The following is a 15,498-nucleotide window of genomic DNA, read 5'->3' as shown; positions in this document are numbered from 1 at the left end:
AGCCGGCGGGTCGGGAGGATCTTTTCGATATTTTGTTGAGTTGCGTCCATTAGATATCTCCTTGTCTCCCACATAACATGCGCCCGGCTTATCCATCTTTCCAATGGATTGTTCAGATGCTATTGATCTTCCCTGTAGCTTAATAGCGAGAAGATCATGGAACTCCGACAGTTGCAGCATTTCGTGGCGGTGGCCGAGGAGAACCACTTCACCCGGGCCGCACAGCGGGTGAACATCGTCCAATCAGCTCTTTCGGCCTCGATCCGGGCCCTCGAAGATGAACTCGGCGCACAGCTCTTCATTCGCAGTACGCGACAGGTGCGCCTCACGACCACGGGCCGTGTCTTCCTCGACAAAGCGCGAGCCGCACTTGAGGCGGTGCGCGAGGCGCGGAACACCGTCGCGGCGATGAACGGGTTGGAACAAGGCACGCTCTCCATTGGAACCGTCCAAAGCCTTCCGGCCTTTCTGGATTTGCCATCGCTGCTTGCGAGGTTCCACACGCGGCATCCAGGTGTTGAGGTCCGGCTCTGCCAGGGGAGCACGACCCATCTGCTGGAAAAGATAAGAAGCGGACGAATTGACCTTGCGTTTTTGCCTCTGTGCGAGCCTCCAGTCGGCATCACGACAACCATGATCGCCTGTGAATCACTCGTCATGATCTGCGCACTCGATCACGACCTGGCAGGCCGTGACGAGGTGTTGCTCCATGCGTTGAAAGACGAGCCATTCGTCGATTTCGAGCCGAATTGGGGGACGCGGAAACTAGTCGACCGCGCCTTTCTGGAAGTTGGCATCGAGCGTCGTTCCGTCTTCGAGGTCAGTGACCTCGAAACACTTCTGGAACTGGTCGCGCGTGGCCTTGGGATCGCCCTTGTCCCGGAAACCATCGCTGAGGCAAGACGCTCCTCGCTCAACATCGCCCCCATAGGGCAAACGGAGATCTGCTGGGAGCTGGTCGTAGCCTACGCAGCCGGCGACGGCACGAGCCCTTATCCCCCAGACAATGCGCCAAGGGCCTTTCTGGAACTCCTGGCAAGCGCGAATAGCTTTGGCGGCGGCCTGCAGCACCAAGTCAATAAAGGTCATGCTTTTGAAACCGGCAACTCTAGCGTCTCCCTGTCTTAGCATTCGAAAGGCACCCAGCCGATCAATGCCCAATCCTTGGCCCGCTGTGGTTCATGCCGATTTGAATGACGAGATATATCCTGGTTTCGTTCACCGCTCCTCTGCGGAAAGTTGATCGGAGGGGCCGCTGCTGGTGCGCGTCTGCGCCGGTAACCACCAGGAGATGACCCATGCGCTTCAAAGGCAAAGACGTCCTCGTGACCGGCGGGAATTCGGGGATAGGACGCGGAATCGTCCACTATTTCCTGAAAGAGGGAGCCAGGGTTGCTTTCGCTGGCCGTGATCGCGAGAAGGGTCGCGCCGTCGAAGCGGAAGCAAGGGCAATCAGAGGCGAAGCGCGCTTTTTTCCATGCGATCTTTCCGAGGAGCATCAAGTCGAGGATCTGATCGGCCAAATCGGTCAATGGGGTCGTCGACTGGGTGTCGTGGTCAATAACGCAGGTGCTGGTTCGCGCCGGAGCGGCATTGAGCCAGGCGATGGTCCGGGAGTGAGATGGGACAAGATGCGTGGCGCCAACCTGGACTCCACCTATTTTGTGTCTTCCTATGCCATGCCGCTGATCCGGGATTCCGGCGGAGGCGCGATTGTGAACATATCGTCCACGGCCACATTGCACGGCAATTGGGGGCTATACTGCGTCGCCAAAGCGGCCGTCGAAGCTCTTACGCGCTCGCTGGCAATAGAAGGCGCCCCCCTCGGGATCAGGGCGAACTGCGTCAGCCCTGGTTGGATTGCCACCGCAACCGATATGGAGGCGCCAGCTTCGGGTAGAGCCGGCGATTGGACGGTGCCGCCAAGCATATTCGGCCGGATGGGCACGCCGGCCGAAATCGCAGCAGCTGTTGCCTTTCTGGCGAGCGATGAAGCTTCGTTCATCACAGGCCAGACCTTGGTCGCCGATGGGGGACTCTCGATCGTGGACTACACGTCGCATTCGCTTCTCGAGCAGCGCGGTTCAGTGCTGTTCTCAGGGATGGTCGGGAACACCGCGTAAGCAGGTCTGATGAAACAGACCCAAAGCCGACTGCCGGCCTTTCCCCAAGGTCGTGGCGGCGCTGGCAGCGCCGCCACGACCTCCACGGGAACTGCGGCCCGGACGGCGATGAGATCTGGCAGAACTCGTTGTGCCACCGCAAAAGCCGGCTCACAACCAGCCGATCGCGCAATCTCCGAAACACTCGCCCCAGCCTCAAAGACTCAACGTCGCCGTAGCCAGCCGCTCCTTCTCCTCCCGCGCCGACGCCGCTCGACTGGCGTGATCACGTCAATCTGATGCTTCGTCATCGGGCCAGTCCTAGTGCTTGCCCTTTAATGCAGCACGAACTCGCCGTCGACCTTCTGCCATTCGTTGGGCGCGATCAGCTTCTGGTGCGTATAGCTCACCGAATGCAGCGGGCCATCGAGCTTGGTCTGCCAGAACTCGATGAACCGGATCAGCACCGGAAATTTGGGAGCGATGTCGTAGTCCTGCCAGATGAAGCTCTGCAGCAGATGCGGATGATCGGGAAAGTGATAAAGAATCTTGGCCGTGGTCAAGCCATAGCCCTTGAGCATCAGGTCCAATTCGGAATGGTCACGCATCGCGGTCCCCTGGTTGCTTCTCCTTTCCTCCCAGTTTGAAATTGTGCGCGCTATTTGCTTAATCGTCTATTGATATTTCGTAGTTAGAGGCCAGATTTACGACGCAAAAACATGCGGTTAGCAGCGATCGTAGTCGAGTGCTGATAGCGGCGAAAACGAGGTCTGCGGCATCCCGCCGCGCGAATCCAACGTCTAATGTTGCCGTCGCCGCGGAACTGTTAATAATGCGCGCGAATTCGCGGCCGCCGCGCCGCGATGCTGCTCGGCGGGCAAGCTGGCAGTTGGTCTTGGGAGGGAATGGAAAAATGTCCGAGGTTCATGTCCATCGCGTCCAGCCGGCGTGGAAGAAAAACGCGCTGATCGACAATGACACCTATTTGAAATGGTACGCCGACAGCGTGAAGAACCCGGACAAATTCTGGGGCAAGCACGGCAAGCGCATCGACTGGTTCAAGCCCTACAGCAAGGTCAAGAACACCTCCTTCGACGGCAAGGTCTCGATCAAATGGTTCGAGGATGGCGAGACCAACGTTTCCTGGAACTGCATCGACCGGCATCTGAAAAAGCGCAGCGATCAGACCGCCATCATCTGGGAAGGCGACAATCCCTACGACGACAGGAAGATCACCTATAACGAGCTCTACGCGCATGTCTGCCGGCTCGCCAATGTGATGAAGAAGCACGGCGTCAGAAAGGGCGACCGCGTCACCATCTACATGCCGATGATCCCGGAAGCCGCCTATGCGATGCTTGCCTGCACGCGCATCGGCGCCATCCATTCGGTGGTCTTCGGCGGCTTCTCACCGGACGCGCTGGCCGGCCGCATCGACGACTGCAAATCAAGCTTCGTCATCACCGCCGACGAGGGCCTGCGCGGCGGCAAGCCGATCCCGCTGAAGGACAACACCGACAAGGCGATCGAGATCGCCGCCAAGGCCGGAACGAAAGTCGAAAAGGTCGTCGTCGTGCGCCGCACCGGCGGCAAGACCAGCTGGGTGGCCGAACGCGACGTCTGGTACCATGAAGAGATCGCAACGGTTAAGGCGGAATGCAAACCTGAGAAGATGAAGGCCGAGGACCCGCTGTTCATCCTCTACACATCGGGCTCGACCGGCAAGCCGAAGGGCGTGCTGCACACCACGGCCGGCTATCTCGTCTATGTCTCGATGACCCACCAATATGTCTTCGACTACCATGACGGCGATATCTACTGGTGCACCGCCGATGTCGGCTGGGTCACCGGCCACAGCTATATCGTCTACGGGCCGCTGGCCAACGGCGCCACCACGCTGATGTTCGAAGGCGTGCCCAACTATCCGTCGCAATCCCGCTTCTGGGAGGTCATCGACAAGCACAAGGTCAACATCTTCTACACCGCGCCGACGGCGTTGCGCGCGCTGATGGGCGCCGGCGACGCCCATGTCACCAGGACGTCGCGGAAATCGCTGCGCGTGCTCGGCACAGTCGGCGAGCCGATCAATCCGGAAGCCTGGGAGTGGTATTTCAACGTCGTCGGCAACGGCAAAGTGCCGATCGTCGACACCTGGTGGCAGACCGAGACCGGCGGCATCCTGATAACGCCGCTGCCCGGCGCCACCCCGCTCAAGGCAGGTTCCGCGACGCGGCCGTTCTTCGGCGTCAAGCCGCAACTGGTCGACGGCGACGGCAAGATGCTGGACGGCGTTGCCAGCGGCAACCTCTGCATCGCCGATTCGTGGCCGGGCCAGATGCGCACCGTCTATGGCGATCACGAGCGCTTCGTGCAGACCTATTTTTCCACTTACAAGGGCAAGTATTTTACCGGCGACGGCTGCCGCCGCGACGACGATGGCTACTATTGGATCACCGGCCGCGTCGATGACGTCATCAACGTATCCGGCCACCGCATGGGCACGGCCGAGGTCGAATCCGCGCTGGTTTCACACGAGAAAGTCTCGGAAGCCGCCGTCGTCGGCTATCCGCACGACATCAAGGGCCAGGGCATCTACTGCTATGTCACTTTGATGGCTGGCGAGAAGCCGAACGAGGAACTGCGCAAGGAACTTGTCGCCCACGTCCGCAAGGACATCGGCGCCATCGCCACGCCCGACAAGATCCAATTCGCTCCGGGCCTGCCGAAAACCCGCTCGGGCAAGATCATGCGGCGCATCCTGCGCAAGATCGCCGAGGACGATTTTGCCGCACTCGGCGATACCTCGACGCTGGCCGAGCCGGCGGTCGTCGACGACCTCATAGCCAACCGGCAGAACAAGCGGGCCTGATGCCCGCCTCGACGGAGATCGGCACTGTCAGCGAGCTCTGGCGCTATCCGGCGAGTTCGCTCGCCGGCGAACGCCAGGATGTGATCTCCGTCGGCCTTGAGACCATCGACGGCGACCGCCTGTTCGGCCTTGTCGACGCCTCTGACGGTGAGATCGCGCGGCCTGACCGCGAGGCGAAATGGCACAAGGTGCCACTCATTCGGACCCGGTTGTCGCAAGCCCGCCAACTCGAGATTGCTACACCGCAGGGCGATTGGCTGCCAGCGCCCGCAGCCGAATGCGACCGTGCCGTTTCCGCCTTTCTCGGCTTCGCAGCCTCGATCCGGCCGTTTCGCCAGAACGATGCGCCGGACTACGCCGGCCTTCTGACCGCCGAGCGTTACCGCAAGGCGCCCATCCACCTCCTGACCACCGCTTCGCTGGCGCGCCTGAAGGCGTTGCATCCGGAAGGCGCCGCCGACCCGCGCCGCTTCCGCCCCAACATCGTCGTCGACGTGGCGGCGATCGAGGGATCATTCCCGGAGACGGAATGGATCGGACGCAAGCTGGCGATCGGCGATCTGCGGCTGACCATCTCCGAACCATGCCGCCGCTGCGGCTTCACCATCATCGCCCAGGACGGCTTCGACCACGACGCGGCGATCCTGCGCAATCTGGTCCGCCACAACGCGCACAATTTCGGCGTCTATTGCACGGTCGACCGGCCAGCCAGTGTCGGGGTGGGCGAGATGATGCGGTTCATTTAGGCGGTGCAGAACATTTGAGATGCAGGCGGGACAGAGGGGGGCGCGAAGGATCGCGGCAGAACGCAATACGTATGCCGCTCTACCGATAAAGGTCCGCCCGCGTCGGCGGCAGGCCGCTTGGGCCCCGCGCGCGCTTGGTGACGACGGTCTGGAAAATCTGCGCCGAGGCGCGTTCGAAAGTGATCGAACAGCCGGTGAGATAAAGCAGCCAGAGGCGCGCCTTGGCTTCGCCGACCTCGGCGATCGCCTCGTCGAAACGTGCGTGGAGGCGCTCGGCCCACAGGCGACAGGTGCGGGCGTAGTGCTCGCGCAAATTTTCGACGTCGTAGACGAGGAAGCCGTGCGCTTCGAGGTTGCCGAGCGTCATGCCGATCGTGTCGAGCTCACCGCCGGGAAAGATGTATTTGATCAGCGCCTTGAATTCCGGGCCCTTGCGCAAGGTCTTCTTGACGCTGCCCTTGTCGCGCCGGGTGATGGCGTGATGAAGGTAGATGCCGCCCGGCTTGAGCAGGCGATGAATGGTCGAGAAATAGGCGGCGTGGTTGGCCAGCCCGAGATGCTCGAACATGCCGATCGACGAGATCTTGTCGAAGGAGCCGGACAGCTCGGCATAGGACTTTATCTCGATGGTGATGCGACCTTCCAGTCCCTCGGCACGGAAACGCTCGCGGGCGAGCTCAGTCTGGGCTTCCGACAGCGAGACGCCATGGCCGACGACGCCGTAATTTTTCGCGGCATGGATGAGCATGGCTCCCCAGCCGCAGCCGATGTCGAGCAGCCTTTCGCCGGGCTTCAGCCGGAGCTTGCGGCAGATATGGTCGAGCTTGTCCTTCTGCGCCTGGTCGATGCCATTGGCGAAATCGGTGAAATAGCCACAGCTATAGACCATGCGTTCGTCGAGGAAGAGCCGGTAGAAGGCGTTCGAAATGTCGTAGTGGTGCTGGATTGCTTGCCTGTTCGACCCGCTGACGAAGGGATTGCGCCCGGAAAGGTCGGTCCGCGCCGTCATCTGCTTTCGCGAAAACAGCACGGCCGGCAGGTCGCGCAGGACCGCGAGCTTGGGCAACGACTTTAGCTTCGTCCTGAGCTTGCCGTGCGCAGGCAGAGCGTAGAAATCGAACAGCGACCCGTCTTCCACGTCGATGGTCTTGGAGATCCACATTTCGATCAGCGTCGAGAGGTTGGGCCGGCGCATCACCTGCCAGACGATGTCCTGGTCGTTGATGGTGACCACGGGGCCGGTGGCGGGGCCGATCCGCTCGCCGTTCCACAGCTTGACCGCGAAACCCGGCTTCAACGTCTCGATAACCGTTCGAACGATCCGTGCGGCTCTGTCTGCTGCCTCCATCCCCATCCTTCCTGCCCGCTGGTAGTCCGACAGCGACTTTGCCTGTCCGATCGGATAGTCGCAAGCAGTTAGCGGCAAACGCGCACCGCATTTTCACGATGGCGCCTTGCCATTTGCAGATCGACACCCCATCATGAGCGCGTGTTCAACAAATCGAAAGGAGGTGATCCGATGTCGAGTGATTTCGTTTTCCAGAACGTGGCCTCAGCGGATTGCACTTTCGGGAAGCAGTCTTCCCGTTAAGGCGCGAGATGCGCGGCAGGTGACGCAAACCGTCGCTGCCATGAGCCGCGCCATGGACGGAAACACGGAAGGCCGCCGGCTTCGAAAGAAGCGGCGGCCTTTTCCTTGTCCGGATCCTGTCTGGTCAATGCCGTCTATTTGGTCAATGCCAGCCTTTCGATATTGCGCGCTATGTCCTGGAAAGCCTGGTTGAGTTCCGTCCCGTTCGCGGCCTGATAGAAGTGCTTGATCTTGCCGGTATCCGGGCTTGCGCAATTCTGCAGTGTCGCCTGGGCATTCTCCTCGTTGAGATCGAAACCGATGGTGAAGATTTCGATGCCCTTGTCGCGCATGGCGGTGCAGAGTGTCTTGGCTGCCGTGCGGGTCGGTTCCTTGCCGGCATCATTGTAGACCTCACCGACAGTGCTGGCATCGAAATAGGACAGGTTGAACTCGCCGTCGGTCATCAGGATCGCGATTTTGGCGACCTTTTTCGGATCCGCTTTGGCCGGCCGCTGCGACGCGTTCATCACACTGCCCCAGTTTTCCGAAAGCATGTACCAGGTCCACTGCACGCCGATATGGCCCGCGGTGCCGCCCGATGCGACAAAGTTCTTGATGACGTTCTTGAGCGCCGCGGCGTCCGCCGTCAGCGGTTTCAACGCGGCGACCGGGCAGGCAGCCGTGCCGGTCGGCCAGGCAAAGAACGACAACAGGTAATCGCGATTGACCATGCTGATGTCGGGACCTACATCCGAATATTGATAGGTGCCCTTGCGCTCGGTGGCGCAATTGTCCGGACGCGTTAAGCCGGAGACATACTGTATAGCGCCATTGCCGGGCGCCTGCTTGCGCTGGCTGGTCGAGGCTTCGACGTAGACGCTGCTGCCGGCAAGCGCGCCGGCATTCACCGAATTGGCGTAGGGCACGATGGAGACTCGCACCCGGGGGTTGGAGGAGTCCTGGCCGCCCAGGAAGCTGTCGACCGCGTTCGCTGCAGCTGTCCTCAGATCGATGATTTTCTGGCCGGCCATCGACCCTGTGACGTCGAGCATCATCGCCACTTCGATCGTCTTGTCCGAATAGACTGCCGTCGTCGATGCGGCGACGCGCTTAATGTCGCCCATACCGAAGATCGGAAAATAAAGGCCGAGATCGACATGGATCTCCGCCTGAACCGTCTTGGCGATCCTGTCGACGGTCAATTTGTCGAGGACGATCCTATCAGCCTGCAGGATGCCCGCTCGGCTGTTGGCATCGAGAAACGCCTGCACCGACTTGTTGACGTCGGCCTCCTTGATCACGCCGGTGGTCAGGTCGCGTGCCGTCGAGGTCACCGCCGCATCGACCACGCCCTGCAAACTCGACTTGACGTTGTAGAGCTGGGAAACATTGACGGCAAAGCCGATGCCCAGTGCCAGCACCGACGCGACCATGCCGAACAGAACGGCTAAATTTCCGCTGCGATCCCTGGCAAAGCCGCCGATCGCGTGAAAAAGACCCCCAAAACGCCGCATGCTTCCGCCTCCATTCGCCACGACCTCGAAGCCGTGTGAAGGCCGCATTGCAGGATTCCGGCCGGAATGGCGCCGCCAACGGATCAACACCGGCGGCTCATCGTCAAATCATTGTTTTGGCTTGTTTTCGAAATGCGGCAAGGTAAACAGCCAGTAAACGACAAGCCGCTACGGGCAGTTTCGTTTACGAAGCGTTTACCATGATCCCGACGTCTGCCGTGGGGCACAAGAACCCGATCCCGATCCGGCACAGAGGTTCTGTGCCGAAGCGGATCAGGCACATCATGTCCATGAACTGCCCGGTGATGGTAACAGCCGGACGCGTAGTTTGCGCTTGCCCTTCTATGCCAGCATTTGCGCGCTGGCGGTCCTGTCGACGCCGCGATGGGGCGGGTTGAACAGATTGCTTTCCTGCTCGTAGGTCCAGACCTTGAACAGGCTTAGCCGGTGCGGCCCGAAACTGTGCAGCAGCGGCACGTCGGTCGCGTCGCGGCCACGCGCAATGACGACGCGGCCGATCCTCGGCATATTGTGGCGGGGGTCGAACGTGTACCACTTGCCGTCGAGGAACACTTCCAGCCACGCCGAAAAGTCCATCGGTGCCGGGTCGACCGGTACGCCGATGTCGCCGAGATAACCGTTCACGTAGCGGGCAGGGATGTTCATGCAGCGGCAGAGCGTGATCGCCAGATGAGCGAAGTCGCGGCAGACGCCGACGCGCTCCTCATGCGCCTGCGCCGCCGTGCGGGTCGGGCGCGCATAGCCGTAACCGAACGACAAACGGTTGTGGACATAGTCGACGATCGCCTGCGCCCGTGCCCAGCCGGATGGAACAGGCCCGAAAAGCTGCCAGGCCAGATCGCTGAGATGATCGGTTTCGCAATAGCGACTGCCGAGCAGATAGCAGAGCACATCATCGGGCAACTCCGCCACCGGCACTTCCCTGGCCAGCGTGTTGACCTCGTCGGTCTCACCGCTGTCCTCGACGACGGCGTCGTAAAGAATGCGAAAGCCTCCCCCAGGCGCGATGAAGCGGCGGCAAGCGTTGCCATAAAGATCGTAATAGAGCCTGGTTGGCACGGAAGGCGAGGTCAGCACGCGCGTCTGCCGTTTGATGTCGGCCTGGCGCTGCTTATGAATCTCGAGCAGCGAAATCACCGGGGTGGCTTCAGCACAGTCGATGGCGATTTCGTAGCCGAGCCGAATCAGCATCGCGGTTCCCCTCTTTTGAGTGACGGTTGGATTAACGCGAAATGGCCGGCCGTGGTTCCCTGGCCTGTCGAAAAAGGCGATCTCGCACCTTCCCATGCCGCCGATGCGACGCTAGGGTCGATCGACAAGCTTTGGCTCCTTCCGAAACAACTTGGGATAGCAGATGTTCGCAGGCAGAAAATTCGCAGCCTTGCTGTTCGACATGGACGGCACGGTGGTCAATTCGATTGCCGCGGCAGAAAGGGTCTGGGCAGATTGGGCACGCCGGCAAGGTCTCGACATTGCCGCATTCCTGCCAACGATCCACGGCGTGCGGGCGATCGAGACCATCGCTCGGCTGGCGCTTCCAGGCGTCGACCCGATGCGTGAAGCCGATGCGCTTCTGCAGGCCGAGGTGGCCGATATCGACGGCGTCCTTCCGATCGCCGGCGCCGCGGCGTTTCTGGCGTCGCTGCCACCCGAGCGCTGGGCAATCGTCACTTCAGCGCCGCGCGAACTGGCTCTGCTGCGCATCGCGGCCGCCGGCATCCCGCTTCCCGCCACCCTTGTCGCCGCCGAGGACGTTTCCCGCGGCAAGCCGGCGCCGGATTGCTTCCGGCTGGCGGCCGAGCGGCTGGGCGTCGACGCGCGCGACTGCCTCGTTTTCGAAGATGCGCCCGCCGGAATAGCGGCGGCCGAGGCCGCAGGAGCCACCGTCGTGGTCATCAGCGCCACGCACCAGCATCCGTTGCAAACGCCGCATGCTGCGATCGCCGGTTACGACGGGATCGGCGTCACCGTCGACGACAGCGGCTGGATTGTCCTCGCGGCGGAGCGGGCTGCGGCTTAGGACGCCCTTTAGAAATCGCTGGTCAGGCCCTTGACCTCCCAATCGCCATAGCGGCCGGGTTCCCTGCCGCCCCGGCCGCCGATCTCCCGGGGCATCGCGGCTTCCTGCTGGCGATAGTGTTTGCGCCGTGCTTCCGCTTCCGCCAAAGCGCGGCGGGCTGCCGGTGTCAGCTGCGGCGCGTCGTGACCGGCGCCGGCGTTTGCATTGCTGGTTTCGCCTGTTTTATTGGTTTCGTCGACCATGCGATATTCCCGGCGGATTGGAACATGGCCCAATTGAAACAGGGCCACACGTTTCCCATCATATAGCGATGAGCCGACAAGGATCGACCTTTTTCCGGAAGGCCGGCAGAAACGGAGCAGACAATGAACACACTTCGCACCGCCATGCTTTTGGCAGCGATGACCGCGCTGTTCATGGGCGTCGGCTATCTGATCGGCGGATCAGGCGGCATGGTGATCGCCTTTGTGATTGCCGCGGCCATGAACCTGTTCAGCTATTGGAACGCCGACAAGATGGTGCTGTCGATGAACCGCGCCGTCGAAGTCGACGAAAGGAACGCCCCGGAATATTACGCCATCGTGCAGAGCCTCGCCAGACAGGCCGGCCTGCCGATGCCGAAAACCTATCTGATCGACAACCCGCAGCCCAACGCTTTCGCCACCGGCCGCAACCCGCAGAATGCCGCGGTCGCCGCCACCACCGGGCTGCTGCAGCAACTGTCGCATGAGGAGGTCGCGGCCGTCATGGCGCACGAGCTCGCCCATGTCCAGCACCGCGACACGCTGACCATGACGATTGTCGCCACGCTTGCCGGCGCGATCTCGATGCTCGGCAATTTCACCTTCTTTTTCGGCGGCAACCGCGACAACAACAATTCCTTTGGCATTATCGGTGTGCTGGTGGCGATGATCGTAGCGCCGTTCGCCGCCATGATCGTGCAGATGGCGATCAGCCGTACCCGCGAGTACGAGGCCGACCGGCGCGGTGCCGAGATCTGTGGACAGCCGCTTTGGCTTGCCTCTGCCCTTGACAAGATCGCCCGTGGCGCCGAACGCATCCGCAACCCGGATGCCGAGCGCAACCCGGCGACCGCCCACCTCTTCATCATCAATCCACTTTCCGGCGAGCGCATGGACAGCCTGTTTTCCACCCACCCGAACACCGACAACCGCATCGCGGCCCTGCAGGCAATGGCGCAGGACATGGCCGGTGGCGCATCCGCGCGGCAGCCTATGCCGCGGCAGGCGGACGGGCAGCGGCCGTCGGGCCCGTGGGAGAGGGCAGCCGAGCAGCCTGAGCAGCCGACTGAGCCGGCCAGGCCGAAATCCAATCCCTGGGGCCGCAATCCGACCGGGCCCAAGGGTCCGTGGTCGTGAGCGAAGCGAAACGCCGGCACCGAATTTCAGGCGATCATGAAAATAATGCAGCGAGCCCCGGTGAGCGCGTTGCCGGCCTCGCCGCGCGCAAGGCGGCTGCACGGCTGCTCGCCGCCGTCATTGATGCCAAAACGCCGCTCGACGGGCTGACCGACCACGAGAACGGCCATCCGCAATACAAGGCGCTCGACCTGCGCGACCGGGCGCTGGTGCGCGCCATACTGGTCACTGGGCTGCGCTTCCGCATAACCATATCAGGGTTGCTGGCCCGCCGCCTGGAAAAGCCGCTGCCACCCAACGCCACCGCGCTTTCGCATATTCTGCATGTAGCAGCGGCGCAGATCCTGTTCCTCGATATTCCCGACAGCGCCGCAGTCGACCTTGCCGTGACCCACGCCAAGGCCGATCCGCGCACGGTGCGCTTCTCCGGTCTCGTCAATGGCGTGCTGCGCACGCTGGCGCGGTCCAAGCAGGCCGAGCTGGCTGCAGCGCTTGCCGCCACCGACGAAGCGCCGAAATGGTTTTCCGACCGGCTGAAAGCCGCCTATGGCACTGAGAAAGCCAGGCAAATTCTCGCTGCCCACAGGTACGAGGCGCCGGTCGACTTCACCGTGAAGACCGATCCTGCGCTGTGGGCCGAGCGGCTCGGCGGCATCGTGCTGCCGACCGGCACTGTGCGCGTCGAGAAACTCAGCGCCTCGGTCACCGAACTGCCCGGCTTTGAAGACGGCGCCTGGTGGGTCCAGGATGCCGCCGCCAGCCTTCCGGCGCGGCTTTTCGGCGACGTGAGGGGTTTGCGCGTCGCCGATCTCTGCGCCGCCCCCGGCGGCAAGACCGCTCAGCTCATTCTCGGCGGCGCCACGGTCACCGCGATCGATTCATCGAAGAACCGGTTGGCGCGGCTCTCGCAGAATCTCGAACGGCTTGGTCTATCCGCAGAAATTGTCCAGGCCGATCTGCTCAAATACGAGCCGGAACAAATGTTCGACGCCGTCCTCCTCGATGCCCCGTGCTCTTCGACCGGCACGGTGCGGCGGCATCCCGACGTGCCCTGGACGAAGACGGTGGCCGACATCGAAAAACTCGCCGATCTGCAGCGAAGGCTGCTCGCCCGCGCCGTCACCTTGGTCAGGCCCGGCGGACGGATCGTCTTTTCCAACTGTTCGCTCGACCCGCTCGAAGGCGAGGCGCTTCACCGCGCCTTCCTCACCGGGACGGCTGATACTGTCGACGATCCGCTCCGCCCGGGCGAGATCGCCGGCATCGATCCGTTCCTGACGCCGCAAGGCACGCTGCGCACCACGCCCGCAGATCTGGAGCTCGGCTCACCGGAACGGTCCGGGCTGGACGGCTTCTTCGCCGCCCGGCTGCGCAGAGCCGGCCAACGCTGAGAATTTGAAGACTGTTTGAGGAAGAATCCTGCGGAAAACAGGCTGAACTTCAACGCCTCGGTGGAATTCGCCTTCGCATAAGTTCTTGAATCATATAAGCTTGTCTTCGGATTGGGCGCTATGAGGAGGGCTATTGGCGATCGCTGCCGTCAGCACGACGCGTCTATGGACGCTTGTCGCGAAGGAGTTCTGGCGCAAGACGCGCCGGCGCCTGCGTGCCGGGCCGATCCATCGCTGGCGCTACTCCGGCCGCACACCGGAACGCGTGTTGATCGCTCCGCCGGACCTGCGCCTGGCCGACCGGCAGATTGCGCTCGAGATCTATTATGGCCGCTATCCGCTGTCGGGACATCTGGTCGAGACCGGCGGCAAGTCGCCCTTCCAGATTGCCGTGGCCAATCCCGGCTGGCAAAAGGCCCTGCACGGCTTTCGCTGGCTGCGCCATATGCGCGCCGCCGGCACCGAGCTTGCCGCCGCCAATGCCCGCGCGCTGGTCTCCGACTGGATCACTATCCATGGCAGCAATGTTACCGGTGTCGCCTGGGAGCCCGGCACGACGGCCAAGCGCGTCATTGCCTGGCTGCAGCATTCCTCGGTGGTGCTGCAAGGTGCTGAATTTCCCTTCTACCGGGCCTTCCTGAAGTCGCTGGCCATGCAGATCCGCTATCTCAGGGCGATGGCACGCGAGATGCCGGACGGCAAGGACAGGCTGCGCGCCCGCATCGCGCTTGCCTTTGCCGCTCTGTCGCTACCGGCGCCGGCATCGGCGCTGCGCGGCGCGACCCGCAATCTCGCCGAGGAGCTCGACCGTCAGATTCTGCCGGATGGCGGCCATATTTCCCGCAATCCGATGGCCGTGCTTGAAATCCTCGCCGACCTTCTGCCGCTGCGCCAGACCTATGCCAATCAGGCCGAAACGCCACCCGCGGCGCTGATGGGCGCCATTGATCGCATGCTGCCGGCGCTGCGCTTCTTTCGCCACCAGGACGGCAGCCTCGCCCGCTTCAACGGCATGGGCGCCACCATCCACAACCGCATCGCCACCATTCTGCGCCACGACGACACCGCCGGCGCGCCTTTGCTGCACGCACCGCATTCCGGCTACGAGCGCCTCTCCATGGGCGGCGTCACCGTGATCGCCGATACCGGCCCGCCACCGCCCATCGCTGTTTCCAACGCGGCGCACGCCGGATGCCTTTCCTTCGAGCTGTCTTCCGGCCGCCGCCACTATGTCGTCAACGCCGGCGTCGACACCTATGGCGCCGCCGAATTCCGGCCGCTTGCCCGCGCCACGGCCGCCCATTCGACAGCCACCATCAACGACACCTCGTCGGCGCGTTTCAGCCACTCGCTGCGCGTCAACGACCTGCTCGGCACGCCGCTGATCGGCGGCCCGCAGCATGTGCCCTGCAAGCGCACCGATCAGCAAGGCATCCAGGGTTTTCTGGCTCGCCACGACGGCTATGTCGCGCGCTTCGGCTTGCTGCATGAGCGCGAACTGAAATTGTCGACGAACGGCAATGTGCTCGCCGGCAGGGATCGCCTTCTGCGGCCGGGCAATGCTGCGATCCGCAACAACGGCCGCGATTTCGTCACCGTGCGCTTCCACATCCATCCCGACATCGGCCTGCTCCAGGACGAGCACGATCGCCTGGTGCTGACCGCCGATGACGCCGACACATGGGTGTTCACCTGCACCGAGGTGGCGCCCGAGGTCGAGGAATCCATCTATTTCGCCGGTCTTGGCGGCCCGCGCCGCAGCCGGCAGATCGTGCTGGCCTTCAAGGCATCGGAGGTTTCCGAAGTCCATTGGCAGCTGACGCGGACGGCCATCGCCGGTCATTCGGCAAAAAGCTGACACCGCGATTAGCGCTGCAGTTTGA

At 62.5% G+C, this 15,498-nt stretch carries 13 protein-coding genes; 8 read left to right on the top strand and 5 right to left on the bottom strand.

Features of this window, described 5'->3' with window-relative positions:
* The first annotated feature begins 156 nt into the window (after positions 1–156).
* Positions 157–1,128: a LysR family transcriptional regulator gene (locus tag NMG80_RS02325; protein WP_254016649.1), complete on the top strand. Its 972-nt coding sequence runs from the start codon at positions 157–159 to the stop codon at positions 1,126–1,128.
* A 170-nt stretch (positions 1,129–1,298) separates the two neighbouring features.
* Positions 1,299–2,123 (top strand): SDR family NAD(P)-dependent oxidoreductase, encoded by an 825-nt coding sequence (locus NMG80_RS02320; protein WP_254016648.1) that lies wholly within the window; start codon positions 1,299–1,301, stop codon positions 2,121–2,123.
* 314 nt (positions 2,124–2,437) lie between these two features.
* Here the strand turns inward: NMG80_RS02320 and NMG80_RS02315 are convergent, their stop codons facing one another.
* Positions 2,438–2,710 carry an usg protein gene (locus NMG80_RS02315; RefSeq protein WP_254016647.1) on the bottom strand — a complete coding sequence of 91 codons (273 nt, stop codon included), beginning with the start codon at positions 2,708–2,710 and terminating at the stop codon, positions 2,438–2,440.
* A gap of 305 nt (positions 2,711–3,015) precedes the next feature.
* Here NMG80_RS02315 and acs point away from each other — a divergent pair, with 305 nt between their 5' ends.
* Both acs and NMG80_RS02305 read left to right on the top strand, forming a co-directional pair.
* Positions 3,016–4,971: an acetate--CoA ligase gene (acs, locus tag NMG80_RS02310; RefSeq protein ID WP_254016646.1), complete on the top strand. Its 1,956-nt coding sequence runs from the start codon at positions 3,016–3,018 to the stop codon at positions 4,969–4,971.
* Positions 4,971–5,717: an MOSC domain-containing protein gene (locus NMG80_RS02305; RefSeq protein ID WP_254016645.1), complete on the top strand. Its 747-nt coding sequence runs from the start codon at positions 4,971–4,973 to the stop codon at positions 5,715–5,717. The genes acs and NMG80_RS02305 overlap by 1 nt, the downstream gene beginning before the upstream one ends.
* Before the next feature lie 79 nt (positions 5,718–5,796).
* Here the strand turns inward: NMG80_RS02305 and NMG80_RS02300 are convergent, their stop codons facing one another.
* The 3 genes from NMG80_RS02300 to NMG80_RS02290 all read right to left on the bottom strand — a co-directional run bounded on the left by NMG80_RS02300 (position 5,797) and on the right by NMG80_RS02290 (position 10,016).
* Positions 5,797–7,065 (bottom strand): class I SAM-dependent methyltransferase, encoded by a 1,269-nt coding sequence (locus NMG80_RS02300; protein ID WP_254016644.1) that lies wholly within the window; start codon positions 7,063–7,065, stop codon positions 5,797–5,799.
* 377 nt (positions 7,066–7,442) lie between these two features.
* The gene (locus tag NMG80_RS02295) at positions 7,443–8,804 is read right to left on the bottom strand and encodes a pilus assembly protein (protein WP_254016643.1); all 1,362 of its coding nucleotides are present in this window, start codon (positions 8,802–8,804) and stop codon (positions 7,443–7,445) included.
* Positions 8,805–9,146: 342 nt separating this feature from the next.
* The gene (locus tag NMG80_RS02290; RefSeq protein ID WP_254016642.1) at positions 9,147–10,016 is read right to left on the bottom strand and encodes a transglutaminase-like domain-containing protein; all 870 of its coding nucleotides are present in this window, start codon (positions 10,014–10,016) and stop codon (positions 9,147–9,149) included.
* A gap of 163 nt (positions 10,017–10,179) precedes the next feature.
* On the opposite strand from NMG80_RS02290, the gene NMG80_RS02285 reads away from it, so the two are divergent.
* Positions 10,180–10,845, top strand: a complete 666-nt coding sequence (locus tag NMG80_RS02285; RefSeq protein ID WP_254016641.1) for an HAD-IA family hydrolase — start codon at positions 10,180–10,182, stop codon at positions 10,843–10,845.
* 8 nt (positions 10,846–10,853) lie between these two features.
* Here the strand turns inward: NMG80_RS02285 and NMG80_RS02280 are convergent, their stop codons facing one another.
* Positions 10,854–11,087, bottom strand: a complete 234-nt coding sequence (locus tag NMG80_RS02280) for a DUF1674 domain-containing protein (protein ID WP_254016640.1) — start codon at positions 11,085–11,087, stop codon at positions 10,854–10,856.
* 123 nt (positions 11,088–11,210) lie between these two features.
* Between NMG80_RS02280 and htpX the strand changes: the two genes are divergently transcribed.
* From htpX to NMG80_RS02265, 3 genes are all read left to right on the top strand, one after another.
* On the top strand, positions 11,211–12,224 hold the full coding sequence (gene htpX / locus NMG80_RS02275) for a zinc metalloprotease HtpX (protein ID WP_254016639.1): 1,014 nt from the start codon (positions 11,211–11,213) through the stop codon (positions 12,222–12,224).
* Positions 12,215–13,615 carry an RsmB/NOP family class I SAM-dependent RNA methyltransferase gene (locus tag NMG80_RS02270; protein ID WP_254016638.1) on the top strand — a complete coding sequence of 467 codons (1,401 nt, stop codon included), beginning with the start codon at positions 12,215–12,217 and terminating at the stop codon, positions 13,613–13,615. The genes htpX and NMG80_RS02270 overlap by 10 nt, the downstream gene beginning before the upstream one ends.
* Before the next feature lie 133 nt (positions 13,616–13,748).
* Positions 13,749–15,473 (top strand): heparinase II/III family protein, encoded by a 1,725-nt coding sequence (locus NMG80_RS02265; RefSeq protein ID WP_254016637.1) that lies wholly within the window; start codon positions 13,749–13,751, stop codon positions 15,471–15,473.
* Positions 15,474–15,498 lie beyond the last annotated feature (25 nt).

This window comes from Mesorhizobium escarrei (genome assembly GCF_935825525.1).
GTDB lineage: Bacteria > Pseudomonadota > Alphaproteobacteria > Rhizobiales > Rhizobiaceae > Mesorhizobium > Mesorhizobium escarrei.
This window is presented reverse-complemented; position numbering and strand designations above follow the sequence as displayed.